The organism is Micromonospora sp. NPDC005367 (genome assembly GCF_040606825.1).
Taxonomy (GTDB): domain Bacteria; phylum Actinomycetota; class Actinomycetes; order Mycobacteriales; family Micromonosporaceae; genus Micromonospora.
Genome location: NZ_JBEXFP010000012.1, coordinates 48,243 through 74,206, shown reverse-complemented (window position 1 = coordinate 74,206; position 25,964 = coordinate 48,243). Strand labels below are relative to the sequence as shown.

The 25,964-nt window shown below is 71.7% G+C and carries 23 protein-coding genes and 1 pseudogene; 6 read left to right on the top strand and 18 right to left on the bottom strand.

Annotated features, from left to right (window positions below):
- Positions 1–86: 86 nt before the first annotated feature.
- The 5 genes from ABZS42_RS11400 to ABZS42_RS11380 all read right to left on the bottom strand — a co-directional run bounded on the left by ABZS42_RS11400 (position 87) and on the right by ABZS42_RS11380 (position 7,294).
- Positions 87–2,297 (bottom strand): bifunctional glycosyltransferase family 2 protein/CDP-glycerol:glycerophosphate glycerophosphotransferase, encoded by a 2,211-nt coding sequence (locus ABZS42_RS11400; RefSeq protein ID WP_355144127.1) that lies wholly within the window; start codon positions 2,295–2,297, stop codon positions 87–89.
- A gap of 15 nt (positions 2,298–2,312) precedes the next feature.
- Positions 2,313–4,241 carry a DUF5941 domain-containing protein gene (locus tag ABZS42_RS11395; protein WP_355144272.1) on the bottom strand — a complete coding sequence of 643 codons (1,929 nt, stop codon included), beginning with the start codon at positions 4,239–4,241 and terminating at the stop codon, positions 2,313–2,315.
- 38 nt (positions 4,242–4,279) lie between these two features.
- Complete coding sequence (locus ABZS42_RS11390) at positions 4,280–5,026, bottom strand: ABC transporter ATP-binding protein (protein WP_355144125.1); 747 nt, start codon at positions 5,024–5,026, stop codon at positions 4,280–4,282.
- 1 nt (position 5,027) lies between these two features.
- Positions 5,028–5,855 carry an ABC transporter permease gene (locus ABZS42_RS11385; RefSeq protein ID WP_355144123.1) on the bottom strand — a complete coding sequence of 276 codons (828 nt, stop codon included), beginning with the start codon at positions 5,853–5,855 and terminating at the stop codon, positions 5,028–5,030.
- A gap of 68 nt (positions 5,856–5,923) precedes the next feature.
- Positions 5,924–7,294 carry an L-serine ammonia-lyase gene (locus ABZS42_RS11380; RefSeq protein ID WP_355144121.1) on the bottom strand — a complete coding sequence of 457 codons (1,371 nt, stop codon included), beginning with the start codon at positions 7,292–7,294 and terminating at the stop codon, positions 5,924–5,926.
- A 769-nt stretch (positions 7,295–8,063) separates the two neighbouring features.
- On the opposite strand from ABZS42_RS11380, the gene ABZS42_RS11375 reads away from it, so the two are divergent.
- Positions 8,064–8,264, top strand: coding sequence for a PspC domain-containing protein (locus tag ABZS42_RS11375; protein WP_355144119.1), 201 nt, complete (start codon positions 8,064–8,066; stop codon positions 8,262–8,264).
- 240 nt (positions 8,265–8,504) lie between these two features.
- Here the strand turns inward: ABZS42_RS11375 and ABZS42_RS11370 are convergent, their stop codons facing one another.
- The 7 genes and pseudogenes from ABZS42_RS11370 to pdxH all read right to left on the bottom strand — a co-directional run bounded on the left by ABZS42_RS11370 (position 8,505) and on the right by pdxH (position 14,683).
- On the bottom strand, positions 8,505–9,266 hold the full coding sequence (locus ABZS42_RS11370) for a DUF4230 domain-containing protein (protein WP_355144117.1): 762 nt from the start codon (positions 9,264–9,266) through the stop codon (positions 8,505–8,507).
- A 123-nt stretch (positions 9,267–9,389) separates the two neighbouring features.
- The gene (locus ABZS42_RS11365; RefSeq protein WP_355144115.1) at positions 9,390–10,565 is read right to left on the bottom strand and encodes an acyl-CoA dehydrogenase family protein; all 1,176 of its coding nucleotides are present in this window, start codon (positions 10,563–10,565) and stop codon (positions 9,390–9,392) included.
- 45 nt (positions 10,566–10,610) lie between these two features.
- Positions 10,611–10,916, bottom strand: coding sequence for a type II toxin-antitoxin system VapB family antitoxin (locus tag ABZS42_RS11360; protein ID WP_076470742.1), 306 nt, complete (start codon positions 10,914–10,916; stop codon positions 10,611–10,613).
- A gap of 188 nt (positions 10,917–11,104) precedes the next feature.
- A complete protein-coding gene (locus ABZS42_RS11355; RefSeq protein ID WP_355144112.1) occupies positions 11,105–11,707 on the bottom strand; it encodes a nitroreductase family protein in 603 nt (200 codons plus the stop codon).
- A gap of 16 nt (positions 11,708–11,723) precedes the next feature.
- Positions 11,724–12,650 (bottom strand): aldose 1-epimerase family protein, encoded by a 927-nt coding sequence (locus ABZS42_RS11350; protein ID WP_355144110.1) that lies wholly within the window; start codon positions 12,648–12,650, stop codon positions 11,724–11,726.
- A gap of 144 nt (positions 12,651–12,794) precedes the next feature.
- Positions 12,795–14,057: pseudogene (locus ABZS42_RS11345) on the bottom strand (MFS transporter); the annotation flags it as partial.
- On the bottom strand, positions 14,054–14,683 hold the full coding sequence (gene pdxH, locus ABZS42_RS11340; RefSeq protein ID WP_355144270.1) for a pyridoxamine 5'-phosphate oxidase: 630 nt from the start codon (positions 14,681–14,683) through the stop codon (positions 14,054–14,056). The pseudogene ABZS42_RS11345 and the gene pdxH, both read right to left, overlap by 4 nt.
- Before the next feature lie 281 nt (positions 14,684–14,964).
- Between pdxH and ABZS42_RS11335 the strand changes: the two genes are divergently transcribed.
- The 4 genes from ABZS42_RS11335 (at position 14,965) to ABZS42_RS11320 (ending at position 20,028) form a co-directional block, all read left to right on the top strand.
- Complete coding sequence (locus ABZS42_RS11335) at positions 14,965–16,071, top strand: citrate synthase 2 (RefSeq protein WP_355144108.1); 1,107 nt, start codon at positions 14,965–14,967, stop codon at positions 16,069–16,071.
- 410 nt (positions 16,072–16,481) lie between these two features.
- Positions 16,482–17,609 carry a phosphoserine transaminase gene (gene serC, locus ABZS42_RS11330; RefSeq protein ID WP_355144106.1) on the top strand — a complete coding sequence of 376 codons (1,128 nt, stop codon included), beginning with the start codon at positions 16,482–16,484 and terminating at the stop codon, positions 17,607–17,609.
- A gap of 185 nt (positions 17,610–17,794) precedes the next feature.
- A complete protein-coding gene (sepH, locus tag ABZS42_RS11325; RefSeq protein WP_355144104.1) occupies positions 17,795–18,871 on the top strand; it encodes a septation protein SepH in 1,077 nt (358 codons plus the stop codon).
- 158 nt (positions 18,872–19,029) lie between these two features.
- Entirely contained in the window at positions 19,030–20,028 is a 999-nt protein-coding gene (locus tag ABZS42_RS11320) for an alpha/beta fold hydrolase (RefSeq protein WP_355144102.1), read from the top strand.
- A gap of 6 nt (positions 20,029–20,034) precedes the next feature.
- Here ABZS42_RS11320 and thpR read toward each other — a convergent pair whose 3' ends face one another.
- The 5 genes from thpR to ABZS42_RS11295 form a co-directional block, all read right to left on the bottom strand.
- Positions 20,035–20,613 (bottom strand): RNA 2',3'-cyclic phosphodiesterase, encoded by a 579-nt coding sequence (gene thpR, locus ABZS42_RS11315; RefSeq protein WP_355144100.1) that lies wholly within the window; start codon positions 20,611–20,613, stop codon positions 20,035–20,037.
- 13 nt (positions 20,614–20,626) lie between these two features.
- Positions 20,627–21,139, bottom strand: a complete 513-nt coding sequence (locus ABZS42_RS11310; RefSeq protein WP_355144098.1) for a hypothetical protein — start codon at positions 21,137–21,139, stop codon at positions 20,627–20,629.
- A gap of 143 nt (positions 21,140–21,282) precedes the next feature.
- Entirely contained in the window at positions 21,283–22,566 is a 1,284-nt protein-coding gene (locus ABZS42_RS11305) for an MFS transporter (RefSeq protein ID WP_355144096.1), read from the bottom strand.
- A 73-nt stretch (positions 22,567–22,639) separates the two neighbouring features.
- Positions 22,640–23,089 carry a MarR family transcriptional regulator gene (locus tag ABZS42_RS11300; protein ID WP_355144094.1) on the bottom strand — a complete coding sequence of 150 codons (450 nt, stop codon included), beginning with the start codon at positions 23,087–23,089 and terminating at the stop codon, positions 22,640–22,642.
- Between the two features lie 116 nt (positions 23,090–23,205).
- On the bottom strand, positions 23,206–24,684 hold the full coding sequence (locus ABZS42_RS11295) for an NCS2 family permease (protein ID WP_355144092.1): 1,479 nt from the start codon (positions 24,682–24,684) through the stop codon (positions 23,206–23,208).
- Positions 24,685–24,771: 87 nt separating this feature from the next.
- Between ABZS42_RS11295 and ABZS42_RS11290 the strand changes: the two genes are divergently transcribed.
- Positions 24,772–25,023, top strand: coding sequence for a DUF2530 domain-containing protein (locus ABZS42_RS11290; RefSeq protein ID WP_355144090.1), 252 nt, complete (start codon positions 24,772–24,774; stop codon positions 25,021–25,023).
- A gap of 69 nt (positions 25,024–25,092) precedes the next feature.
- On the opposite strand, the gene ABZS42_RS11285 is transcribed toward ABZS42_RS11290, so the two are convergent.
- A complete protein-coding gene (locus ABZS42_RS11285; RefSeq protein ID WP_355144088.1) occupies positions 25,093–25,932 on the bottom strand; it encodes a DUF3027 domain-containing protein in 840 nt (279 codons plus the stop codon).
- Positions 25,933–25,964 lie beyond the last annotated feature (32 nt).

Sequence of the window (25,964 nt, the reverse complement as noted above, 5' to 3'; positions counted from 1 at the left end):
GAGGCCGGACGGTGCCGCGTGACCCGCGCCGAACGGTGTCAGGTGACCTGGCCGGACGGCGCCGGGCGACCCGCCGGGACGGACGGTCAGCAGCGGCCCCGGGGCGCGGACGGCTCACCCAGGAAGATCTGCCGGACCACACGTTCGGCCGCGTGTCCGTCGTCCAGGGTGCAGAACCGGGCGCGGAACTGCTGACGCGCCCGGGTCGCGGCGTCCGACGAGACGACGCCGGCACGGAACAGGTCGAGCAGGTCGTCGAAGGTCATCGCCACCGCGCCCGGCGGCTCGGCGGTGATGTCGAAGTAGACCCCCCGGGCCAGCCGGTACGCCTCCCAGTCCGGCGCGTAGATGACGATGGGCCGGTTCAGGACGGCGTAGTCGAACATCGCCGACGAATAGTCGGTGATCAGCACGTCGGCGACCAGGTAGAGGTCCTCCACCCGCTGGTACGCGCTCACGTCGGTGACCTGCTGTCGTTCCACCGCGCGACGCGGTCGCCGGTACCGATCGTGGAAGTAGTGGCTACGCATCAACAGCCGGGCGGACGGGCCGAGCGCCTCGACGAAGTGGTCCGGGTCGAACGGCGGCCGGTAGTTGGGCAGGTGCTCCCGGTGCGTCGGCGCGTAGAGCACGACCTGCTCGGCGAGCCCGATGCCGAGTTCGGCGCGCAGCCGCCGCACGTCCTGCGGCGTGGCGGTGACCAGCCGGTCGTTGCGCGGGTAGCCGACCTCCAGCGTGGTGTATCGCGCCGGGTACGCGCGGTCCCACATCTGGGTGGAGAAGCTGTTGGAGGTGACGCTGTAGTCCCAGCGGTCCACCCGGCGCAGCAGGCCGGCGAAGTCCATCCGGCCGGCGCCGATGGGGTACCGCTGCTGGTCCAGCCCCATCACCTTCACCGGCGTCCCGTGGTGGGTCTGCAGGTGCACCGAGCCGGGCCGTTTGCGGACGAAGTCCGGAAAGTTGACGTTGTTGACCAGCCAGCGGGCCCTGGCCAACACTCGGTAGTAGGCCGGGGTGCCGGCCACGACGTACTCGACCCCGGGCGGGAGCGTGGCGACCCGGTCCCGCCGGACGATCCAGACTCCGCGTACGCCCGGCACGAGGCGGCGGGCCGCCTCGTAGATCGCCGCGGGGTTACAGGAGAACCCCCGGTACCAGTACGCGGCATAGACCGCGAGGGTCGGATCGATCGGACGGCGCAGTTCCGCCCGGTAGTACTCGCGCAGCAGCACGTCGCGGGCGCGCCTGGCGTTACGGCGGGCCACCGGCACCACCCGCCGCCGGGCGGTACGGGCGGATCGGCGGGCCGCGTCACGGGCCCGGTTGGCGGCGCGCAGCGCGCTGAACGTACGCCAGCGGCCGGTGGCGACCAGCCGGTGCTTCAGCCCCTCCACCCCGGGCGGAGCCGGGTAGCCCTCGGGCGGCAGCCAACGGGCGTAGTCGGCGGTGATCTGCGCGAAGAACGCCGGGCGCAGTTCGGGGGCGATCCGCTGCCCGTTGCCGAGGACGGTCAGGTAGTGCCAGATCATCCGCTCGAAGACCGCCGGGCGCAGCCCGTCGACCTCCGGTCCCCACCGGTCCATCAGCCGGAACACCCGGTGCCACTGCGGGAAGACCTCGAAGTGCCGCTCCCCGCGGGTGCGGGTGATCGCCCCGGCGCGACGCTGCCGGTAGTTGACGCAGACCCGGTCCAGTACGCCGATCCGCTCGGCCGCCATCAACGCCGGGTAGCTGAACGACACGTCCTCGTACCAGCCGGGCGCGAAGCGCAGTCCGAGGTCGAGCAGGAACCGCCGGCGGACCACCCGGTTCCAGGCGGTGTGCAGCAGCCGCATCGTCTCCGGGCGGTCGCGTAGCCGGAACGTCCCCTCCCCGGGCGGCTCGGCGAACACCTCGTGCATGGCGCTGCGGGTGGCGGCGTTGTTCCAGTGTGTACGGACGTGGTCGACGATCAGCACGTCCGGCCGGGTGCTGCGCAGCCGATCGACGACCGCCGGCAGGCACTCCGGCGTCAGCCAGTCGTCCCCGTCCACGAACCAGACGTACTCGCCGACGGCCCGGTCCAGCCCGATGTTGCGGGCCGGACCCAGCCCGACGTTCTCGGTCAGCCGGACGGCGCGGACCCGTGGGTCGCCCGCTGCGTACTCGTCGATGATCTCGCCGCTGTCGTCCGGCGAGCAGTCGTCGACAGCGATGACCTCCAGGTCGCTGAAGGGCTGGCCGAGGATCGAGTCCAGGCACTCACGCAGGTAGCCCTGCACTCGGAAGGCCGGTACGACGAAGCTGATCAGGGTCATCCGGCCGTCCCTCCGTCAGCCCGGCACGCCGTCCTCCATCCGCACCGGCACCGCAGACGCCCGCGCGGCGCGGGCGGGTAGGACGACCCAGGCCAGGACGACGCTCGCCGCGAAAACCACGAGAAGGTACGTACCGAGTGTAGCCATCCCGATACTTTCCAACCCGACAATTGCCGCCAGGGTCAGCAGCACCGAGCGCCCCTCCCAGCCGAACGTGGCCGCGTGCAGCGGCGGCGCCGGCTGCCGCTTCTCCAGCCGGGCGGTGAGGTCGTAGTGGTGCACGGTGAGCACGAGGACATAGCCGAAGATCAGCCAGGGCGGCACGTCACCGAGCACCCCCGCGGTGATCGCGAAAAGGTACTCACCGGCTCGCAACGCGGCCGGCACCAGCCAGTCCAGCGGGCCACCGTGGTCGGCACGAGCCCCGAGGCCGCCGACCAGCAGCACCACCAGGGCGACCGGCAGCAGCCAGCGCAGCCCGTCCGCGCCACCGTGGGGGTGCCCGGCCACCAGCGCCGCGACCAGCAGCGCTGCCGGGCCGAGCGCCGCGAACACCGCGTACCCGAGCGGCCCCACCGCGCGCGGCGCCGGCAGTAACCTCGCCAGCGGGCCGTCGTCGCGGTGCAGGGTGACGTCGACGGTGTCCAGCACCGTCACCCCCATCCAGCGCGCCCGGAGCGTACGCAGCGCACCCGTGTAGAGCAACGCCAGTGTGCCCCAGACCAGCACCGCGATCAGACTGACCAGCGGGTTGAACAGCGCCACGGTCAGCGCGATCAGGGCCCATCGCTCCCCGATCGGGAAGACGACGGTGCGCTTCAGCCAGTACGACACCGAACCCGTGTCGGCCTGCACCCGGGTCGAGGCGGCGTTCAACCGGTCACCGATGCCACCGGCGGCGGCAGCCTGGCGGGGCCGGCGGGCCGCCTCGTCGTGCAGGACGCCGTACCACGTGTCGGTCATGTGCCGGACGGTCTGCAACGTCATAGCCGCGATGGCCAACGCCCAGCCGTAGCGGAATCCCAGCTGCGTGGCGCCGAAGCCGAGGCCGGCGTAGACCACGTACTCCTTGGCCCGGTCGGCCATCGTGTCCAGCCAGCCGCCCCAGGCGCTGAAGTTGCGGGTGTAGCGGGCCAACTGCCCGTCCACGCAGTCGAGTACGAACCCGAGGTAGAGCAGGACCGCCCCGGAGACCAGCGCCGGCCGGCCCCCGACGGCGAAGAGCACCGCGGCCGCCACCGCGAACGCCACCGAGATCATCGTGACGGTGGTGGGGCCGAGCCGCAGCCGGGCCGCGGCCCGCACCACCAGCGTCGACCAGGTGCTCACGAAGAAGGTGGTGAAGAAGTCGTCCCGTTCCTTCACCGACAGACGCAGCTCGGCCCGGTCCTCGTCGACCGCGGCCACCGCCGCCTCGGCGGCGGCCAGCTCGGCCGCGTCGTTCACGCGGTGGGCGACGAGCAGTCGTACCCGGTGTGCGAAGGCCAGGATGCCCCGGCCGGCGAGGCCGGCGAAGAGGCGGTCCACCGCGGTCCCCTCGCCCGATCCCGCGGCGGCCGCGCGCGCGGCCGCGGCGAGCGCGGGCAGGTCCTGCGCACCGACCTTCAGCGCGCCGCCGAAGACCCCCGTGGCGTCGGGCAGTGCCGCCACCGGACCGGCCTCGACCACCTGGCCGCGTTCCTCACGTACCGCCGTCTGGCCGGCGGCCGGCGGGTCGGTGAGCACCAGCGCCACGGTCGGACCGACCGGGCTGGTGGCCAGGTGCCGGAGCACGGCGGTGTGCGCGACCAGGTCCGCGCCGGTCACCAGCACCGGGCCGGTCGCGACCTCGACGAGCGCGGCCAGTTCGTCGAGATCGGCGGCGGAGCGGACCTCGTCCGCGCCGGCGTTACGGCACTGCGCGACCAGCCGGTCGGCGAGCGGTTCGCCGGTACGGGTGGGCAGGCCCGCCGCGGTGCCGCCGGCGAGCACGATCGCGAGGGTCACCGGGTTGCCGCGCCGTGGTAGGCCTCGAGCGCCTCGGCGACCGTGCCGTCGATGGTCAGCCGCCCGCCGTCGAGGTAGAGCCCCCGACGGCAGAAGCGGGTCAGGTCCTTTTCGTTGTGTGACACCAGCACCAAGGTGCGCCCCTCCCCGAGCAGACGGTCAATCGTCGCATAACACTTTTTCCGGAATTCGGCGTCGCCGACCGCGGTCACCTCGTCCATGAGCAGGATCGGGTGCGGCAGATGCGAGATGATCGCGAAGCCGAGCCGGACCTTCATGCCGGACGAGTAGTGCCGCACCGACGTGTCGATGGCCCGCTCCACCTGCTCTCCGGCGAACGAGACGATGTCGTCGAAGTGCCGCTTCAGATAGCCCGACGACAGTCCGTGCAGACCGCCCACCAGGTACAGGTTCTCCCGCCCGGTCAGATCGTTGGAGAAGCCGGCGGAGAGTTCGAGCAGCGGCGCGACATCACCCCGTACCCGGATGTCACCCTCGTCGGGGATCAACACGCCGGCGATCAACCGCAACAGGGTGCTCTTACCCGTGCCGTTGCGCCCGATGACACCGACCGAGTCGCCGGCCCGTACGGTGAACGACACGTCGCGCAGTGGCCAGAACTGGCCCGACGGCGCGTTCCGCCCGCCCTGGTGGATGAACAGGTCACGCAGCCGCAGCTGCCGACGCCGGTTGCGGACGAACCGGATGCCGAGGCCCTCCGCCTCGATGATCACATCGCCCATCTCAGAGTTCCTTGAGCACGGCGGGTTCGAGGCGACGGAACGACCACCACCCGGCGGCCAGCACCAGCAGACTGCCGCCGACGGTGGTGCCGAGCAGGCGGGCGTTCGGGAACTCGTTCGCGTACCAGATCGAGTGGTGCAGCTGGAAGATGCCGACCAGCGGGTTCAACTCGTACACGATCTTGAGCCAGCCGGGCAGGTCGGAATCCCGGACCAGGCTCAGCGGATAGATGATCGGCGTCGCGTAGAAGAGCACCCGGATGATCAGCCGCATGAACCGCTCGACGTCGCGCATCAGCACGTTGAACGCGGAGAGCAGCAGCGCCAACCCGAACAGCAGGGTGCCCTGGACGAGCACGGCGAGCGGCAGGGCGAGCAGGGACCAACCGAGGTGGACCCGGCCGTGCACCGCGTACGCCACCGCGACCGCGACGAGGACCGGCAGGCCGGCCACGTACTCGGCGAACCGGCCGGTGACCCGCCCGATGGGGAAGACCTGCCGCGGCACGTTCATCGTGGTGATCAGCCGGGCCTGGCCGGTGAGCGCGTTGGTCGCCTCGCTCAACGCCGAGCTGGTCCACATCCAGGCGAAGATCCCGGTGATGAGGAACAGCGGGTACGACTCCGCCGCCTCACCCAGGTGCCGCCCGGTGTCCCGCGAATAGAGCACGCCGAAGACGAACCAGTAGATCGCCCCCATGCCGAGCGGCTCGATGAGTGACCAGACGTACCCGAGGGCCGACTGCTGGTACTTCACCGCGAGATCGCGCTTGACCAGGATGCGCAGGGAGTTGCGGTGCGACCACAACGCCGCGACCCCAGAGGTCACCGCCGCCTCCCGCCTGAGTAAACGGACGACAGGCTAGCAGTCGGTGAACGATCGCCCTGTCGGCACGTTCAACACTCGATCACGTTGACGGCCAGACCACCGCGTGCCGTCTCCTTGTACTTGACCTTCATGTCGGCGCCGGTCTCGCGCATGGTCTTGATGACCTTGTCCAGCGAGACGTGGTGCACCCCGTCGCCACGCAGCGCGAGACGGGCGGCAGTGATCGCCTTGATGCTAGCCACGGCGTTGCGCTCGATGCAGGGGATCTGCACGAGGCCCCCCACCGGGTCGCAGGTCAGCCCCAGGTTGTGCTCCATGCCGATCTCGGCGGCGTTCTCCACCTGCTCGGCGGTGCCGCCCAGCGCCTCGGCGAGCCCGGCCGCCGCCATCGAGCAGGCCGACCCGACCTCACCCTGGCAGCCGACCTCCGCACCGGAGATCGACGCGTTCTCCTTGAACAGCACGCCGATCGCGCCGGCCGCCAGCATGAACCGAACCACCCCCTCGTCGGACGCGTCGGGGACGAACCGGGTGTAGTAGTGCAGCACGGCGGGGATGATCCCGGCCGCGCCGTTGGTCGGGGCGGTGACCACCCGGCCACCGGCGGCGTTCTCCTCGTTGACCGCCAGCGCGAACAGGGTCACCCAGTCCATCGCACGCAGCGGGTCGTCGGTGCCGGCGTCCGCCTCCAGCCCACGGCGCAGCTCGGCGGCCCGCCGGCGGACCTTCAGCCCGCCGGGCAGCACGCCGTCGCGCTCGCATCCCCGCTCGACGCACTCGCGCATCACCCGCCAGATCTCCAGCAGGCCGGCGCGGACCTCGGCCTCGCTACGCCAGGAGAGCTCGTTGGCGAGCATCACCTCGCTGATCGACAGCCCGGTGGCGGTGGTGACCTCCAACAGCTCCACGCCGGTGAGGAAGGGGTACCGGACCGGGGTGGTGTCCGGGACGATCCGGTCGGCGCCGGCCGCCGCCTCGTCGACCACGAACCCGCCGCCGACCGAGTAGTAGGTGCGGGCCCGCAGCTCCGCACCGTTCTCGCCGTACGCCGTGAAGGTCATCCCGTTCGGGTGGTACGGCAGCGAACGGCGGCGGTGCAGCACGAGATCACGATCCGTGTCGAAGTCGATCTCGTGGGCGTCGAGCAGGTTGATCCGCCGCTGCTCGCGGATCCGGGCCACCCGGGACGCCACGCTGTCGGTGTCGACCGACTCCGGCGCCTCGCCGGTGAGCCCGAGCAGCACCGCCCGGTCGCTGCCGTGGCCGTGGCCGGTGGCGCCGAGCGAACCGAACAGTTCCACGTGCACCCGGGTGGTGACGGCGAGCAGTCCGTCGGCCTTCAGGCCGGTGACGAACGTACGGGCGGCGCGCATCGGCCCGACGGTGTGCGAGCTGGAGGGCCCGATACCGACGCTGAAGAGGTCAAAAACGCTGATCATGGCTGCACCTTCTTCGCCGTCGCACCCGTTGTGCGGGGTACGGCGCCGTCGTGGTCGCCCGGGCTCGGGCGGCCGGCCGGGCGCCCGGGGTGTGGGTGCCCGACCGGCGAGCCTACCCGCCCAGGTGACCCCCCGCTCGGCAGTCCGCCCACGTCCCCACCGCCGCCGCCGACGTCGTTGTCGGCGCCGACGTCGTTGCCGGCGCCGGTCAAGATCGCACTACTTCAACGATCCAGTGGCCTCCAACCGCCGGCGAGGCCACTACATCCATGGTCCAGCGTGACCTTGCAGGATGCCAGGCGAGTGCGCGTCGGGGACGAGACAGTCGGGTGCCGGGCACGAGACGGTCGGCGTGTCCGCCGGCCGAACCGGAGGCGCTGGGCGGAGCGCGGGGCTGGGCGGGCCGGAGACGCCGGGCGGGCCGCTGGCTGTGGGGAGTCGCTCGGGCCGGAGACGCCGGGCGGGCCGCCGGCTGTGGGGAGTCGCTCGGGCCGGAGACGCCGGACGGGCCGGAGACGCCGGGGCCGACCGCGGGGCTGGGTCGACCCGCGGGCTGGGCCGACCGCGGGGCTGGGTGGACCGCGGGGCTGGGCGGGCCGGAGACGCCGGGCGGGCCGCCGGCTGCGGGGAGTCGCTCGGGCCGGACGCGGGTAACCACCTACGGGTACGCGGTCCTCCGATCGTCCTGCGGACCGAGGGCAGGACGACGGGCGGTTCCTACCGTGGATTCCAGACGCGGCACTCACCGCCGCAGAGTGGGAGTACGACGATGAGTCGCAAACTGGTCCGGCCCCGCGAGGGGCGCATGCTCGCCGGTGTCTGCGCCGGCCTGGCCCAGCGGTTCGGCATGTCGGCCGGTGCCGTCCGGCTGCTGTTCCTGCTGTCGCTGCTGCTGCCCGGCACCCAGGTGATCATCTACCTGGTGCTCTGGATCCTGATGCCCAACGAGGACCGCCACCCCGCCCGCTAACCCCCAGGCCCCCTCCCAAGCCCCCGCCCCCGCCCCGCCCCGCCCCCCGTTCCCGTTGATCAAGACCTTTGCGTCACCAGGGCCGCAGAATCTGACGCAAACCTCTTGATCAACCGGCGGAACAGGTCGGCGCGGGCCAGCGGGCCGGCAGCGGAACAGGTCGGCTGGGGGCGGCTGGGGCTATCAGGAGGTGGCGGGCGGCCGCCTCGGGGTGAGGCGGGTGCCCGTCAGGGTTCGCGGTCAGGGGGCCACGTAGGTGATCGTGACCTGCTCGTAGCCGAGTGAGCCGAGCAGTCCCTCCAGCATCTTGCGAGTGTTCTCCTCCGCCCGTGCGCCGAGGCCGCTGTCCCGGGCGGCGGCCGTGATCCGTTCCTCGGCCAGGCGGTAGACCTCCTGCTGCCGGTTCGGGTCACCACCGAACACCTCGCCCAACCGGTTGAGCAGGCCGCGCCGCTCCGCGAAGACGTAGCTCTTCTCCAGGTCCAGGTTGGTCTCGCCGAGCTGCGGCGCAGGCAACTTGACCTCCACCGACTTCCCGTCGGCCGACTCGACGATCGCGCCGTCGGAGATCTTCGAGAAGTCCACGTACGCCTCGACGCTGCCCGCCCCGACGAACAGGGTGCGCTCGTTGACCAGGAACTCGGGAACGTACTTGCGGTCCTTCTGAAGATCGACCACCACCTGGAAGTTGCCCTCGGCGGCCACGTAGCGGCTGAGGTCCTGAATCGACTTCAGCAGCGTCGGCTGGCTGCGGTCCGTCTGCTCCTCGGCGAACGGGTTACGGAAGTTGGGCAGCAGCCCGGAGGTCTGCACACCGAGCAGCACGACCACGGCGATGGCCGCCGCGCCGAGCACCCAGAGCAGGCCCCGGGCGGGGCGGGTGGCGGGCACCGGTGTCGCCGACGCCTCGGGCGGCGCGTCGGAGCGGTCCTTGAGCGCATCGCCGGTCGGGTAACCGGGGAACTCCCTGGTGGGCTCGTTGCTGTCAGCGTCGCGGGCCATCGCCCTCACCGTCCTCGTCAGACACTGCCGTCTGCAATGACGGTACGTCCGCCGTACGACAGCCGCGCGCCGAGCCGACGGAGAGGGCGTATCCGCAGGTCAGGGCCGAGTGCCCGGTAGCGGTCAGGCGAAGGCGCCGAGCCCGGTCAGCTTCTGTCCGATCACGAGCTGGTGGATCTCCGAGGTGCCCTCGTAGGTGAGCACGCTCTCGAGATTGTTGGCGTGCCGCATCACCGGGTACTCGCCGGAGATGCCGTTCGCGCCGAGGATCGTCCGGCACTGCCGGGCGATGTCCAGTGCCTCGCGAACGTTGTTCAGCTTGCCGACGCTCACCTGCTCGGGGCGCAGCCGGCCGGTGTCGGCGAGCCGGCCCAGGTGCATTGCCAGCAGGTAACCCTTCTGCAGCTCCACCGTCATGTCGGCGAGCTTCGCCTGGGTGAGCTGGAAACCGGCCAGCGGCCGGCCGAACTGGGTGCGGGTGCCCGCGTACGCGAGCGCGGTCTCCAGACAGTCCCGGGCCGCGCCGAGCGCACCCCAGACGATCCCGTACCGCGCCTCGGTGAGGCAGCTCAGCGGCGCCTTGAGCCCGGTCGCCTCCGGCAGCTGGGCGTCCGCGGGAAGCCGGACGTCGTCGAGCACGATCTCACCGGTCACCGACGCCCTCAACGACATCTTGTGCTGGATCTCCCGCACGGTCACACCCGGCGTGTCCATCGGTACGGCGAAGCCCCGGACGCCGTCCTCGGTCCGCGCCCAGATCACCCCGATCTCGGCGATCGGCGCGTTCGTGATCCACATCTTGCCGCCGGTGAGCACCCAGTCGTCGCCGTCACGGCGGGCGCGGGTGGCCATTGAGGCCGGGTCGGAGCCGTGGTCGGGTTCGGTCAGCCCGAAGCAGCCGATCGCCTCACCCGCGGCCATCGCCGGCAGCCAGCGCTGCTTCTGCTCCTCGCTGCCGTAGCGCCAGATCGCGTACATGGCCAGCGAACCCTGCACCGAGACGAGCGAACGGATCCCCGAGTCGCCGGCCTCCAGCTCCAGGCAGGCCAGCCCGTACGCGACAGCGGAAGCGCCCGCGCAGCCGTAGCCGCTCAGGTGCATCCCGAGCAGGCCGAGCTTGCCGAACTCGCGCGCCAGCTCACGGGCCGGCAACTTGCCCTGCTCGTACCAGCCGGCGACATGCGGGCGTACCCGGTCGTCGATCAGCTGGCGGACGACGGCGCGGATCTGCCGCTCCTCCTCGCTGAGCGCGGAGTCCAGGTCGAGCAGTTCGAGCGGTGCGCTGGGGCGGGGGCTCATGGCAGCCACCCTAACGGTGGCTCAGCCGCGGGCGCGAGAAGCGGATCATTCCACCGGTTCAGAGAGCACCAGCACCCGGGCGTGGATCTGGTTGCGTTGCTGGAGCGCGGCACGCAGCGCCCGGTGCAGGCCGTCCTCCAGGTAGAGGCCGCCATTCCACTGCACCACGTGTGGGAACAGGTCGCCGTAGAAGGTGGAGTCCTCGGCGAGGAGCTTGTCCAAGGCCAGTTCGCGCTTGGTGGTGATCAGCTGGTCCAGGCGCAGCGGACGCGGCGGGATCTCCGCCCACTGCTTGAGCGTCAGGTTGTGTTCCGGATAGGGACGCCCGTCCCGAACCGCTCTGAAGATCACGACGGCACGCTCCCTCCCCGTGGCCGGGCCGACCGACGACGCCGTGCCGGATCGCGGCGTGGCACCGCACGGCGCGGCACCGATGACCCGTGCCAGCCTAGCGGCCTGTCGCACACCACGTACTTCTCCCTGATGTCAGTTTCGCTACCGCTCGCCCGATCTTCAAACGGGCGAATCCGGCGTGCCGGTCAACTCCACCGCCCGCGATGGACCACTTCGTCGACCGGTCGCCGCCCACGTCGCAGCGACGGTGACCGATGGTCGGCGGCCCGGTAACCGACCGTCACCGCGCCGATCGGCTCGAACTCCTCCGGTACGCCGAACGCCTCCCGGTACGCCGCCAACCGTTGCGGGGGAATGCCGAAGAAGCAGGCCCCCAGCCCCTCGTCTACCGCCGTGAGCAACATCAGCAGGGCGGCGAAGCCGGTGTCCACGTACCAGTAGGGCACCGGCCACCGCTGCGCGGAACGATCCGTCCAGCCCTTGTCCGCCTCGGCGTACCGCTCCAGGTACGCCGACCGGTTCGCGTGCGGCACCACGATCAGCGGCGCCTTCCGCATCCCCGCCAGCCAGCGCTCCCGGCCGCCGCCGCCCGGGGTAGCCGCCGTCCAGAACCTCTCCCGGTCGGCGGCCTCCTCCAGCAGCAGGAAGCCCCAGCCCTGCGCGAAACCGGCCGACGGCGCACGGACCGCGTGGTCGAGCAGCCGCTGCACCACCTCTGGCGGGACCGGGCGGTCCGGGTCGTAGTTGCGCACCATCCGCCGGCGCCGCAGCACCTCGGCGAACTCCATGCGACTCCCCTCCCGGTCAGGCGCCGGGGCGGACGCCCCAGACGCCACGCCAGGTCTCGCCCGGCGCGAGCGTGATCACGTCGTGGCCGGACCGGAACGCGTCGGGCGGGCAGGTCATCGGCTCGACGGCGACCGAACGCCGGTGCCGCTCACCGGTCAGCGTGTCCCCGGTGAAGACCTGCCACCATCCGAACTCCCCGCCGGCCCAGATGGTCACGCCCGAGCCATCCGGCGCGGCCAGGCTCACCGACGACCCGCCGTCGCCCTCCCGGACCACGTCACCGAAGGCCAGGTCGAGGACCGCATCGCCGATCTTGCGCGGGCTCGTCCAGTCGTACTCGGTGCCCGCCACGTCGGTGACGGCGATGGGCAGCAACCGGTTGTCCAGCACGATCCGGCTCCGGCCGGGCACCCGCATCGCCAGCTCGTCGACCGGCACCCCGGGAAGTTGCAGGTACGGGTGCACGGAGAAGCCGAACGGAGCCGCCTCGCCGCTGACGTTGCGCACCTCGTGCTCGGCGCGCAGGCCGTCCGCCCCGACGCTCCACCGGCTGCGCAGCTGCAACGCCCACGGGTAGCCGGGCTGTGCCGGCAGGTCACAGCCGATGGTCACCGCGTCGGCCGACTGCTCGAGCAGCTGCCAGGGCATCCAGTTGACCAGTCCGTGGATCGCCACGTGCCGGGCCGGCTCGGTCAGCGGCAGCTGGTACGTGCGCTCACCGATCGCGTAGCGGCCGTCCCGGATTCGGTTCGGCCACGGGGCGAGCACCTGCCCGGCGGAGCCGGGGCACAGCTCGTCCTCCGCGTACCCGTCGACGTAGTCGACACCGTCGTGCGTGTACGTCCGCAACCCGCCACCCACCTCGACGATGACGGCCTCGTGGCCGGCGGCGGAGATGGTCCACTGGGTGCCCGACGGGGGACGCTGGTCAGGGATGCGCATGTCCGCGACCCTAATCGGTCACTCTCGGTCACCGCCCGACGCCGTCGGCGCCCGGTCGGTGGCGGGCGCACCCACCGCCGGGGACCCGTCCGTGCTCGTCGATCCGGCGTCGACGTTAGGTGCGGGCTCAGTGCCGGTCGCCGTCGCGGCCCGGTACCGCAGCAGCGCCGGGAAGGCGACCGCGAGCACCACGACCAGCACCGCCGAGGCGACACCGCCGGCCACCCAGGCGAGCCCACCGCCGAGGCCGGCCGCCATCGCGCCCGCGCGCAGATCGCCGAGGCGCGGACCGCCGGCGACGACCACGGTGTTGACCCCCTGGAGCCGGCCGCGCATCCGGTCCGGCGCGTAGATCAGCAGCATGGACTGGCGGAGCACCGCGCTGACCAGGTCGGCCGCGCCGGCGACACCGAGCAGCAGCACCATCAGCCAGAGCTGGTGGGCGAAACCGGCCGCCGCGATGGCCACTCCCCACCCGACGACCGCGAGCACCAGTCCGAGCCCCTGGCGACGTAGCCGGCTGATCCAACCGGAGGTGAGGCCACCGATCATCGAACCGATGGCGATGGCGCTGTACAGCCAGCCGACCGCACCGTCACTGAACCGCTCGTGGGCGATCTCCGGGAAGAGCGCCCGGGGCATGGCCAGGATCATCGCGATCAGGTCGACGGCGAATGAGAGCAGCAGCACCGGGGTGGTCGCCAGGTAGCGGAAACCGTCCACGACGCTCGCCAGCCCCGCCCTGCGGGGGGTGCCGTCGCCGTCCGGGTCCGGCGCGGGTGGCAGCGCGGGCAGTCGCAGCGTGGCCCAGAGCGAGACCGTGAAGAGCAGCCCGTCGACCGCGTACGCGATCGGCAGGCCGACGTCGACCCCCCAGGACGAGAAGATCAGACCGGCTGCCAGCGGACCGACCACCGAGGCGGCCGTGAAGGTGGTGTAGTTCAGCGTGCTGGCCGCCGGTACCAGCTCGTCCGGCACCAGGCGCGGCAGGATCGCACTGCGGGCCGGCGAGGTGATCGCGAAGGCGACCGACTGCACCGCCACCAGGATGAGCAGCAGCACGGGGCTGCCCACGTGCAGCAGTGACTGGGCCAGCAGGCCGAGGGTGGACGCCCAGAGCAGCGTGCCGGCGCCGAGCAGGACCTTGCGGCGGTCCCGTGCGTCGGCGACCGCACCACCCCAGAGACCGAAGATCAACAAGGGTACGAAGCCGGCGATACCGAGCAGCCCCACCCAGAGGGAGGCGCTCGTGAGGTCGTACATCTCCACCGGCACGGCCACCGCGGTGAACTGGAAGCCGAACATCGCGACGCCGTTGCCGAGCCAGATACGCCGGTAGTCCGGCACCTTCAGCGGCCGCAGGTCGATCGCCCAGCGGCGCACCCCGGCGCGTTGTTTCTCCGTCACGGCGCGAGCCGTTCGACGGTCCAGTCACGGGCGTCGGTACGCCGGAACCGCAGGCGGTCGTGCAGCCGACCGGCGTGCCCCTGCCAGAACTCCACCGAGTCCGGGCGGACCCGCAGCCCGCCCCAGTGCGGCGGGGCCGGGATCGGCGCGTCGTCGGCGAACCGCTCCGCCGCCTCGCGGAAGCGTGCCTCGAGCGTGGCTCGGTCCGGGATGACCTGCGACTGGGCGCTGGCCCAGGCGCCCAACTGCGAGGCACGGGGCCGCGTCGCGAAATACGCCTCGGTCTCCGCCCGCGGCACCTCCTGCACGGTGCCGGCGACCACGACCTGACGCTGCATCGGGAACCAGGGGAAGACCAGGCTGGCGTACGGATTCGCGGCCGCCTCGGTGCCCTTGCGCGAGGCGTGGTTGGTGAAGAAGACGAAGCCGTCCGGGCTGTAGCCCTTCAACAGCACGGTGCGCCCGCTGGGCCGCCCGGCAGCGTCCGCGGTGCCGACGACCATGGCGTTCGGCTCGGGCAGCCCGAAGGCCACGGCGTCGGCGAACCAGCGGGCGAACTGTGCGTGCCAGTCGCCGGCCAGGTCGGCCTCGGAAAGGCCCCGGCCCGCGGCGTACTCGTTACGCATCGCGGCCGGGACTGGTGTGTCGCCCGTCACGTTTCTACTCCCTTTCACCGAGCCGGCGCACGCCCGTCAAGGCTGGCCAGCCCGTACCGTCCCAGTCTTGCCCAGGCGCGAACCGGATGCGCGCCCGGGGATGTCGTATGCAGCACAGTCGCAGCGGGTCGCGGACTTGGTTACTCAGCAGGCAAGATGTTCCGAACGAATCCCCAAGGGTCGCCCAAGGTGCTCGACCGACCGGGCCGCGTGTGGCCGAACCGGGCGGCGACCAGAGCCAGGAGAGCGACATGGCTGACTTCAAACCGGGGCTGGAGGGCGTCGTCGCCTTCGAGACCGAGATCGCCGAGCCCGACCGCGAGGGGGGCGCGCTGCGCTACCGCGGGGTGGACATCGAGGATCTGATCGGCCAGGTCTCTTTCGGCAACGTGTGGGCCCTGCTGGTGGACGGCCGGTTCGGGCCGGGCCTGCCGCCCGCCGAGCCGTTCCCGGTTCCGGTGCACTCCGGTGACATCCGCGTCGACGTGCAGTCCGCGGTCGCGATGCTCGCCCCGTACTGGGGCCTCGACCAGCTGCTCGACATCACCGACGAGCAGGCCCGCGAGGATCTTGCCCGGGTCTCGGTGACCGCGCTCTCCTTCGTCGCCCAGTCCGCCCGTGGCCTCGGCCTGCCGGCCGTGCCGCAGAAGGAGATCGACAAGGCGTCCACGATCGTCGAGCGCTTCATGAAGCGCTGGCGCGGCGAGCCGGACCCGCGGCACGTCAAGGCCGTCGACGCCTACTTCATCTCGGCCACCGAGCACGGGCTGAACGCCTCGACCTTCACCGCCCGGATCGTCGCCTCGACCGGCGCCGACGCTGCCGCCTGCATCTCCTCCGGCATCGGTGCCCTCTCCGGCCCGCTGCACGGTGGCGCGCCCTCCCGGGTGCTCAACATGCTCGAGGCGGTCGAGCGCGGCGGCGATGCCGAGGGCTACGTCAAGGGTGTGCTGGACCGCGGCGAGCGACTCATGGGCTTCGGGCACCGGGTCTACCGGGCCGAGGACCCGCGCGCGCGGGTCCTCCGCCGGACCGCCAAGGAGCTCGGCGCGCCCCGCTTCGAGGTGGCCGAGGCGCTGGAGAAGGCCGCCCTGGAGGAGCTGCACAACCGCAAGCCCGACCGGGTGCTCGCCACCAACGTCGAGTTCTGGTCGGCCGTCGTGCTCGACTTCGCCGAGGTGCCGGCGCACATGTTCACCTCGATGTTCACCTGCGCCCGGATGGGTGGTTGGAGCGCCCACATCCTGGAGCAGAAGAAGCTCCAGCGGTTGGTCCGGCCGTCCGCCCGGTACATCGGCCACAGCCCGCGCAAGCCGCAGGAGGTCGAGGGCTGGGACGCCATCCCGCACGGCGTCTGAGGTCTGATCGAGGGGCTCCTGCGGGCGCCGCGGCTGGCGCCGCGGACCCCGGGCAGCCCCTCGATGTGACGTTGAGTGAGGCGCCGGTCCGGCCCGGCAAACCACTTCGCCTTCATAACCGCCCAGCACCGCGCGGGCGGCACGATGACCGTGCCGCCGCGACCCGCACCACGGCGTCCGCCCGTACGGACCCGGCCGGCCGAGCCGGCGCTCGCCGACATCTGTGGCGCACACCTCAATCCCGGAGGTGGGACCAGAACTCGGGTTCGCCCTCGGGGATGGAAGGATGAGGCTTCGGCAGTGCCGCCGGACCAGGCTCGGATCGCGGCCGGCGCGTGCCCCGCGCCCGCCGGTGCTCCGCGCCCGCCAGCTCACCGGGCCCCGGCCCACGCGGAAGGATCTTGAGAACCGTGGCTGACGCACCGACCATCCGGATTCCCGACGAGATCAAGCCCGCCGACGGGCGGTTCGGCTGCGGACCGTCCAAGGTCCGCCCGGCGGCGGTGTCCGCCCTCGCCGACGTGGCCACCAGCTACCTCGGCACCTCGCACCGGCAGAAGACGGTCCGCGACCAGGTGGCCCGGCTGCGCAACGGCATCGCCCAGTTCTTCTCCCTGCCGGACGGCTACGAGGTGATCATCGGCAACGGTGGCACGACGGCCTTCTGGGAGGTCGCCACGTTCGGTCTCATCCGCGACCGGGCGCAGTTCGCCAGTTTCGGCGAGTTCGGCGCCAAGTTCGCCAAGGCGGTCAAGGACGCGCCCTTCCTCGGCGAGCCGACCGTCCGGAAGTCGGACGCGGGCAGCGCGCCGGGCCTGGCCGCCGAGGCTGGAGTCGATGTCTACGCGACCCCGCACAACGAGACCTCCACCGGCGTGGCGGTGCCGATCTCCCGGGTGTCCGGCGCGGACGAGGGTTCGCTGCTGCTGGTCGACGCCACCTCCGGCGCGGGTGGCCTGGACGTGGACCTCGCCGAGACGGACGTCTACTACTTCGCACCGCAGAAGTGCTTCGGTTCCGACGGCGGACTCTGGCTCGCCCTGATGTCGCCGGCCGCGCTGGAGCGTGCCGCGGAGATCAAGGCGTCCGGGCGCTACATCCCGGCCTTCCTCGACCTGGTCACCGCCATCGACAACTCCCGCCTCGAACAGACCTACAACACCCCGGCGCTGGCCACCATCTTCCTGGCCGCCGAGCAGACCGACTGGATGAACGAGCAGGGTGGGCTGGCCTGGGCCGCCAAGCGGACGGCCGAGAGCGCGTCCATCGTGTACGGCTGGGCCGAGCGTTCGGAGGTGGCCAAGCCGTTCGTCGCCGACCAGGCACTGCGCTCCAACGTGGTGGCCACCATCGACTTCGCCGACGGGGTGGACGCGGGCGCGATCGCCAAGGTGCTACGCGCCAACGGCATCGTGGACACCGAGCCGTACCGAAAGCTGGGCCGTAACCAACTGCGGGTGGCGCTCTTCCCGGCCGTCGAGCCGGCCGACGTCGAGGCGCTCACCGCGTCGATCGACTACGTGGTCGAGCGACTCTGATCGACATGACGGTGGGTGGCCGTCGCCCGGTGCGGCCGCCACCCACCGTGATCATCGCCGCAGGTCATCCACGACATGCGGGTGTCGCATCCCCCACCTGAAGGCAGATGAGCGTACGGTGGTGCGAGACGCCCGGGCGGCTGACTCGCGGCGTGCGGCCAACGAAGCGGGACGGAGGCAACGCTATGCGCCCAGTACGCTTCGTCGCCCTTTCCGAGGACGGCCAGGCCCTGGTACTCGCCGACGAGGTGGGGCGGCTGCTGGCGCTGCCCATCGACGAGCGGATTAGCACGGCGCTGCACGCCGAGCCCGGCGCCCCGCCGCTCGCGGTGGCGCCCGCTGCCGCCGATCCGATCCCGTCCCTGTCCCCGCGCGACATCCAGGCCCGCATCCGCTCCGGTGAGTCCGCCGAGGACGTCGCCCGGATCGCCGGGGTGCCGGTCGACCGGGTGCTGCGCTACGCCGGCCCGGTGCTCCAGGAGCGGGCGATGCTCGCGCAGCACGCTCGGCGCACCCGGCTCAAGGGCGCGGAGAAGCCGACGCCACTCGCCGAGGTGGTCAACGACCGGCTGGCCCAGCACGGCATCGACACCGAGAAGATCTCCTGGGACGCGTACCGGCGCGACGACGGCACCTGGCGGATCATCGCCACCTGGCCGTCGGGCAAGGCCACCGCGCAGGCGATCTGGGTCCTCGACAAGACCCGGCAGGCGGTCGCACCGCACGACGACATGGCGCAATACCTCTGCGCCGAGCGGCCCACGCCGATCCTCGGCCAGGAGCCGCCGGAGCGGGGTGGGCACGCCCTGCCCGGGCCGACGCGTAGCGAGCCGAGTCGAGGCGGGCACGGGTTGCCGGCGCCCGCCGAGCACGCCCGCCCCGGTCGAGACCCGATCCGGGCCGGGCGGGACGCCCTGCTCGCGTCTCTCGACCGGCCGCTGGGTGGTTCCTCCGGCCGTGGCCTGGAGCCGCGTACGCCGGCGGCGCTCGCGGGGTCCGACGCGCCGCGGCAGCGAGCCGTCGCGGGCGGTGCCGCCGCGTTGCTCGGCGGCGGGCCCGGCTCGGCCTTCGACGACGACTCGGACGCGCCCAAGGAGGTGCCGGCCGTTCCGTCGCTGGCGGTGCTCCGGCCGCGCCGCACCGGGGCGGCGGCCGCCGCGGGCAGCGAGCCCACCGACAGCTCGGGCAAGCCACGCAAGCGCCTGCCGAGCTGGGACGACGTCCTCTTCGGCAGCGGCCCGGCCGCCCGCGAGTCCTCCTGACGCACCTCCGGCGGGGCGAATCCTCCTGACGCACCTCTGGTGGGGTGGGCGAATCGGCCCATCCCACCGGAGGAGAGCCAGCACACAGTAGAGCCTCCGAACCGCAACCGGTTCAATCGCGTGTCCACGTTGTCCCCTCAACGTGGAAGGCACACTTCTTGACCCTCGACATCGCACAACAGAAGAGCCCAGCCCGACGGACCGTGCTCGGCCGGGTCGGCGTCACCCTCAGCGCGCTGCTCGCGCTCGTCGTCCTGGCGGCCGTCGTCCTCTACGCCTGGCCGCTCGGCGGAAGCGACCTGCAGCGCGCCACCCCCACGGCCCTCACCTTCGACGTCGCCCTCGGTCAGGCCGAGCAGGTCGTCGCGGCCGAGACCGCAGATCCGGACGTACGCCCGGAGTGCCGCAGCGTGGTGATGTCGCACGGCACCAGGACAGCCAAAGCGGTCCTGCTGCTGCACGGCTACACCGACTGCCCGAAGCAGTACGCCGGCCTGGCGAAGCGGTACTTCGACGAGGGCTACAACGTCTGGGTGCCCCGGGCGCCCCGGCACGGGGTCACCGACGAGCTGGCGCACGCGAAGCTCGAAGCCACCGAGCTGGTCACCTACGCCAACGACGGGCTGAACCTGGTCACCGGGCTCGGCGACGAGGTGGGCGTGGTGGGCATCTCCGGTGGCGGGGTGCTGGCCACCTGGCTGGCCGGCCGGCGGCCCGACGCGGTGCGTCACCTTCTGCTGCTGTCACCCTTCTACAAGCCGAACAGTGCTCAGGCGCCCGGCTTCGTGGTCAAACCGATGATCGTGCTCTTCGGTTTCCATCTCGTACCGGACAAGATCAATTCGGAGGGGTTCTCCTTCGCCGCGCTCTCCCAGTACCTGCGCATCGCGCGCAACTTCGATCTGGACCAGCGAAATCCGCGACTGATGAGCGTGGCCGTCGTGACGTCGGCGAACGACGACTTCATCGATCGGCAGGAGGCGGTCGACGTTCCCCGGCAGATCGCCGCGGCGAGCGACCGTCCGCTGGCCGTTCACGAGCTACCCGCCGAACTGGGTATCGGGCACGACGTCGTCGATCCGGGCACGCTGGGCAACCGGAGCGACGAGTTGGACAAGTTGTACTTCGACCTCTACGAGGGCACCCGGGAGGACTGAGCCGGATCACAGGGGCCAGGCGGCGAGCCGGTCGTAGCGCGGCCGGGGGCCGGGGTGGCTGCGCATCAGCAACAGCTCGGTCGCCGGCCACTCCGGCCCCAGGTAGCCGTCCAGCGTGACCCGGTCCGCCTCGATGTCGACCTCGTCCACCCGGTCGCCGGGCCGGGCGATGGTGAGGTGCGCACGGAAGGGCTTCTCGTCGTACGGCAGGCGTGCGCTCCGCAGCCGGGAGCGGATCAGCCGGGTCAGGGTCGCGAGCGCCTCGGTCTCACCTCGTACGTCCACCCAGAGGATGGTGAACCGGCCCCGCCCGAACCGCCCGCCCCCGCCCAGCCTCAGCCGCGGAGCGGCGTCCCGGGACTCGCGGAACCACTGGGCGGCGAGCCCCAGTGAGCTCTCCGCCTCGACCAGTCGGGCCTCCTCGACGTCGCCGAGGAAGGCGAGCGTGAGATGAGCGTTCGCCGGGTCGGCCAGCCGTACGTTGGTGCCGGCCGCGGCCGCCGCCCCGATCCGGAGTCGGGCGACCTGGGCGGTCAGGTCGGCGACCGCGTCGGCCGTCGGGTTGACCGCGACGAAGAGCCTCAACCGGGCTACGTCCTCAGCGGTGCTGCTGCCGGCGGCCCGCCCCACGCGCGGCCGGCAGGCTCAGCCCCGAAGCGTGCAGCAGCCCCTCCACCCGGACCCGCTCGATCTCCTGGTCGACGCCGTCCAGCTCGCTGAGGTGCTCGGTGATGTCGAGCGCGCGACATGCGAGACGCAGCCGGTCGTCGTACGCCTGGAGCACCGCGCTGTGCCAGACCATCGGTCGGCCGGTGCCCCCGAGTCGCTGGCCGCCCAGCCGACGCAGTTCGGTGGCGAGTTGCTCCAGCGGCCGCCGGTCCTCCCGGTCGAACTCGGACAGGTCGATGTCACGGGTCAACGAGTCGGCCTCGACGGCCCGGTCCAGCCGGGCGATGACCCGCCGCTCCCGCCGGCGCTCGCGCCATTCGGCGTAGCCGCAGGCGACCCGGTCGATGATCTCGTCGGCGCAGAAGAGCAGGGCGATCAGCGCAGGCAGGCTCGCCACGGCGACGAACGCCAGGGCGAGCAGCAGTGCGCGTCCGAGCTCCACGCATCGACGCTAAGCTCCGCCCTGCCGCTCCGCCACCGGAATGGCGGCATCCGCGCTATCCGCGCATCGGGACGCTTCGGCCCGCCAGATGTGTTAGGAGGGCCCCTGCCGCGCGAGATCGCACGACAGGGGCCCCTTCCGGCTCAGCTCTCCGTCTGCGTCACGTAGAAGCGGGGCATCGGCAGCACCTGGAACCGGAGCCGGGCACCGGAGCGGCGCAGCTGCCAGGCCAGCGCGAGCAGCGCGGTGGCCAGGGAGATCAGCGCGCCGATCCAGATGGCGGCCCCGGCGCCGAAGCTCTCCGCGACCCAACCGATCACGGGCGCGCCGACCGGGTTGGTGCCGAGGAACACCAGCACCCAGAGGGCCATGACCCGGCCCCGGAACGCGGCGTCCACGCCGAGCTGCACCCGCTGGTTGGCGGCCTGGGCGAAGAAGACCATGAAGAAGCCGGTCGGCACCAGCAGGACGGCTACCAGCCAGTACGCCTGGGCGAGGCCGACCAGCGTGCCGAAACTCGCGCAGGCGATGGCGGCGCCGATCACCAGCCAGATGGACGGCCGGCTGCGCCGCCCGGTGCCGGCGAGCGCCCCACCGAGCGCGCCGAGCGCCAGCGCGGTGGTGAACAGGCCGAACGAGGCCGCGCCGGTGTGGAACACGGTCTTTGCCAGCGCCGCCAGGGTGAGCTGGAAGTTGAACAACGACATGCCGATCACCGACATCAGGACCATCGGGAGCAGCAGGTCGGAGCGGTGCCAGACGTAACGCAACCCGTCGATCACCCGGGCCTCGGCGCGCTCGTCGCGCGGGGGCAGGGCGTCCCGGTAGAGCTCGGACGTACGCATCCGCACCACGTTCACCAGCGGCGCGATCGAGCTGACCGCGGTGATGATGAAGACCGGACCGACGTCGAAGATGGCGATGGCCACGCCGGCGATGGCCGGGCCGATGATCCGCGCGGAGTTGAACACGGCGGCGTTGAGCGAGAGGGCGTTCGGCAGCAGCGACACGCCGACCAGCTCGGAGACGAAGGACTGCCGGACGGGGGTCTCCACCGCGTTGGCGACGCCGAGCAGGAGGGCGAACGCGAAGACGTGCCAGAGCTGAGCCAGGCCGGTGAGGACCAGGACGCTCATGCCGAGCGCCAGCACGGTCCAGAAGGTGTTGGCGACGAAGAGCAGGATGCGCTTGTCGTACCGGTCGGCGAGACGGCCGGAGAGAAGGGTGAGCAGGAGCACCGGGGTGAACTGCAGGGCCGTCACCACGCCGAGCGCGGTCGCGGAGTTGTCCGAGAGGTCGAGGACGAGCCAGTCCTGGGCGATGTACATCATCCAGACGCCGAGCAGTTTGATCAGCTGTCCGGTGGCGAAGAGCCGGTAGTTGCGAACCTGTAGGGACTGGAACATGGTGCTCAGCCTGGCCTGCACTCTTGGTAGCGCCTCCTCGAGTCGTACGCGTCATCCACGGCGGACGGCGCGGACCCGATGGCGCGGGTACGAGTCAGGCGCGAGCGATCTGCTGGAGAAGCTCGGCAGCTTTCCCCAGCGTCTCCCGGTCGACCTCGCTGAGCTCGGCCAGCCGGTTGGCCAGCCACTCGTTACGGGCGCGCTCGAACTTCTCGAGCACCGCCCGCCCTCCCTCGGTCGGCGCGAGGATGACCTGGCGTCCGTCGGTCGGATGGGGGGTGCGCTGCACGAGCCCGCGCTCCTCCAACTTCGCGACGATCCGGGTCATCGTCGGTGGCTGCACCCGTTCCACGTCGGCCAGTTCCCGTGGCGTCAGGGCGCCTGCCAGCCCGAGGCTGGTGAGCGCGCTGAGCTGGGTGATCGTCAGGTCGCCGACCGGCCGGGCCTGTCTGACCCGCCGGCTGAGTCGGGTGATCGCATCACGCAGCTGGGGGGCCAGCTGCGCCGGTGGCACGCGCTTCGCAGTCACCGTCCGCTCCGTCACGGTAGTTAGCTTAACTAATGAGCTTGGCTAACGACATCTGATATGACCAGGCTCACGAGGACTTTCGGCTGCCCCGGGCCGGCTGTCCGCTTCCGGACACCCGGCCCGGGCCGCCGTCACAGCACCACGGACTCGATCGGTCCGCGCAGGAAGTAGAGGATGAAGAGCGCGGCCACCCCGTACATCAGCGGGTGCACCTCCCGCGACTTCCCCCGGGCCAGCTTCAGCACGGCGTAGGTGATCACGCCGGCCCCGATCCCGTTCGAGACCGAGTAGGTGAAGGGCATCAGCACGATGGTGAGGAACGCCGGGATCGCGATCTCGTAGTCGGACCAGTCGATGGTCCGGACCGCGGTCATCATCAGGAAACCCACCACCACCAGCGCGGTGGAGGCCGCCTCGAACGGTACGACCACCACCAGCGGCGCCAGGAACATGGCCAGCAGGAAGAGCCCGCCGGTGACCAGGCTGGCCACGCCGGTCCGGGCGCCCTCCGCCACACCGGCGGCACTCTCGATGTACGAGGTGTTGCTGGAGGTGCTCGCCGCGCCGCCGGCCGCCGCGGCGATCGAGTCGACCAGCAGGATCTCCTTCGCCCGCGGCGGGGTGCCCCGCTCGTCGAGCATCCCGCCCTCCTGGCCGACCGCGACCATCGTGCCCATCGTGTCGAAGAAGTCCGTGATCAGCAGCGTGAAGACGAACATCAGCACGACCAGCCAGCCGGCCCGGCTCCACGAGTCGAACACATTGAAGTGGCCGAGCAGCGACAGGTCCGGGACGTCCGCGATGGTCTTCGGCAGCTCCGGAACGTTGAGCGCCCAGCCCTTCGGGTTGGGCTTGCCGTCGACCACGGACGGTCCGACGTTCGCGATCGCCTCGACGATCATCGCCAGCACGGTCGAGCCGAGGATGCCGATCAGGATCGCGCCCCGGACCCGGCGGACCACCAGCACCAGCGTCAGCAGCAGCCCGACCACGAAGACGAGCAGCGGCCAGCTCGCCAGCTTGCCGCCGATCCCCAGCCCCACCGGCACCGTCGTGTTGGCCACGTCCGGCACGCGCCGTACGAAGCCGGCGTCGACCAGCCCGATGATGGTCAGGAACAGCCCGATGCCGACGCCGATCGCCGTCTTCAGCTGGGTCGGCACCGCGCGGAACACCGCGGTACGCAGGCCGGTCAGCACCAGCACCGCGATGATCACACCTTCGATCACCACGAGGCCCATGGCGTCGGCCCAGGTCATCTCCGGGGCGATCTCGAACGCGACAAGCGCGTTGACGCCGAGGCCGGCGGCGAGCGCCAGCGGGAACCGGCCGACCACACCCATCAGGATGGTCATCACGCCGGCGACCAGCGCCGTCGCTGCGGCGATCGCCGGGATCGCGAGTTTCTTGCCGTCACCGTCGGCGGCGCTACCGAGGATCAGCGGGTTGAGCACCACGATGTAGGCCATCGTGAAGAAGGTCGCCAGGCCACCGCGTATCTCGCGGCTCATCGTCGAGCCACGGGCGGAGATCTCGAAGAACCGGTCAAATCCGTTGCGCGGCAACTCAGGGGCGGGCGGTGTGCCGATCTTTGGGGGCGGTACTGCCATCACGTCCTCGCAGGTGATCTTCGATCGTCGGGCGCATCGTCCCAGATCAGTGGGCTGCCAGGAAAGTTGATCGCGTACGCTTGCCGCGTGCCGAAGCAGCAGCCGCCGCGGCCGGAGCCGCTCGACCCGCCGATGGTGCCGTTCGCCCTCGCCGGCATGGCCGGCTGGGCCGTTGTCGGCCTGGTGCTGCTGCTCTTCTATCGCGGCTGGCTGACCGAGCACGGACACGAGAACTGGCTCTGGATCTGCCTGGCCGGCTTCCTGTGGGGCATCCCCGGCCTCGCGGTGATGATGCGGCACGACGCGAACCGTCGCCGCCGTCGCGCCGCCGCCCGCTGACCGCACGCCCACTCGCCGCACCGCCCGGCCGGCTCACACCCGCGCCCGCCGGCGCCGTGGCCGGTCCGCTCAGGAGTGACCGTACGGCTCCGCCGGCTCGGCCCCCTCGACCGACCCGGGTGCGCGGCTGACCGCGACGGCCTCCACCGCGCTGTCGTCGTAGACGGTCGGCATCTCGTCGACGGCCGTCTCGGCCGCCTCGATGAGCGTCTCCGAGTGCGCGCCACAGCCGTGGTCGACGCTCACCACCCGGCCGTCGTCCGGCGCGTAGAAGTTGCCGCACGCCCCGAACGCCTGGCGAAGCTGCCCGGCCAGCGGCAGGTAGAAGCCGCAGGTGCCGCACCGGGCCGCCGCGGGCGCGGACGTGGAGATCGGCGCCGAGGGGCCGTGTTCGCCGTCGTACCAGCGCTGGGCGGCCTCGGCGCGCCCCTCCCGGGAGAGCACCCGGGCCCGGCCCAGGCCGAGCTCCCAGGCGGTCTCCTCGACCGCCGGGTCGTCGGAGAGCAGGTAGCCGGGCGCGAGCCGCTCGTCGTCCGGCGGAGTGGGCAGCAGGTCGCCCGGGCCCAGGTCACCCGGCTTGAGCCGCTCCTGCCAGGGCAGCCAACCGGGGGCGAGCAACGCGTCGGTGCCAGGCAGCAGGACGGTCTCGCAGATGGTCACGTTGCGGCTGCGGGGCACCCGGGTGACGGTGACCGCCCAACGCCAGCCGCGGTAGCCGGCGAGCCGGCACTCGAAGTAGTGCGTGACGAGCCGTTCGCCCTCGGCGACAGCCTGCAGATGCTCGCCGACGTCGGAGGCGTCCACCTCGGTGATGCCGGCGCGGGCCACCTCGACGGCGGCGGCGCAGACCTGGTCGAGACGGGCGGCACGGGTGGAGGCGGGCCTGGTCACCAGACCATTGTTCCCCATGCGTACGCGACCGGCGACGGGGACTCCCCGAG

What these genes read in the sequence shown, in the direction of transcription:
- ABZS42_RS11400 (WP_355144127.1), bottom strand. Translation starts at nt 2,297, where the DNA reads ATGACCCTGATCAGCTTCGTCGTACCGGCCTTCCGAGTGCAGGGCTAC.
- ABZS42_RS11390 (WP_355144125.1), bottom strand. Translation starts at nt 5,026, where the DNA reads ATGGGCGATGTGATCATCGAGGCGGAGGGCCTCGGCATCCGGTTCGTC.
- ABZS42_RS11380 (WP_355144121.1), bottom strand. Translation starts at nt 7,294, where the DNA reads ATGATCAGCGTTTTTGACCTCTTCAGCGTCGGTATCGGGCCCTCCAGC.
- ABZS42_RS11375 (WP_355144119.1), top strand. Translation starts at nt 8,064, where the DNA reads ATGAGTCGCAAACTGGTCCGGCCCCGCGAGGGGCGCATGCTCGCCGGT.
- ABZS42_RS11370 (WP_355144117.1), bottom strand. Translation starts at nt 9,266, where the DNA reads ATGGCCCGCGACGCTGACAGCAACGAGCCCACCAGGGAGTTCCCCGGT.
- ABZS42_RS11365 (WP_355144115.1), bottom strand. Translation starts at nt 10,565, where the DNA reads ATGAGCCCCCGCCCCAGCGCACCGCTCGAACTGCTCGACCTGGACTCC.
- ABZS42_RS11355 (WP_355144112.1), bottom strand. Translation starts at nt 11,707, where the DNA reads ATGGAGTTCGCCGAGGTGCTGCGGCGCCGGCGGATGGTGCGCAACTAC.
- ABZS42_RS11350 (WP_355144110.1), bottom strand. Translation starts at nt 12,650, where the DNA reads ATGCGCATCCCTGACCAGCGTCCCCCGTCGGGCACCCAGTGGACCATC.
- pdxH (WP_355144270.1), bottom strand. Translation starts at nt 14,683, where the DNA reads ATGCGTAACGAGTACGCCGCGGGCCGGGGCCTTTCCGAGGCCGACCTG.
- ABZS42_RS11335 (WP_355144108.1), top strand. Translation starts at nt 14,965, where the DNA reads ATGGCTGACTTCAAACCGGGGCTGGAGGGCGTCGTCGCCTTCGAGACC.
- sepH (WP_355144104.1), top strand. Translation starts at nt 17,795, where the DNA reads ATGCGCCCAGTACGCTTCGTCGCCCTTTCCGAGGACGGCCAGGCCCTG.
- ABZS42_RS11295 (WP_355144092.1), bottom strand. Translation starts at nt 24,684, where the DNA reads ATGGCAGTACCGCCCCCAAAGATCGGCACACCGCCCGCCCCTGAGTTG.
- ABZS42_RS11285 (WP_355144088.1), bottom strand. Translation starts at nt 25,932, where the DNA reads ATGGGGAACAATGGTCTGGTGACCAGGCCCGCCTCCACCCGTGCCGCC.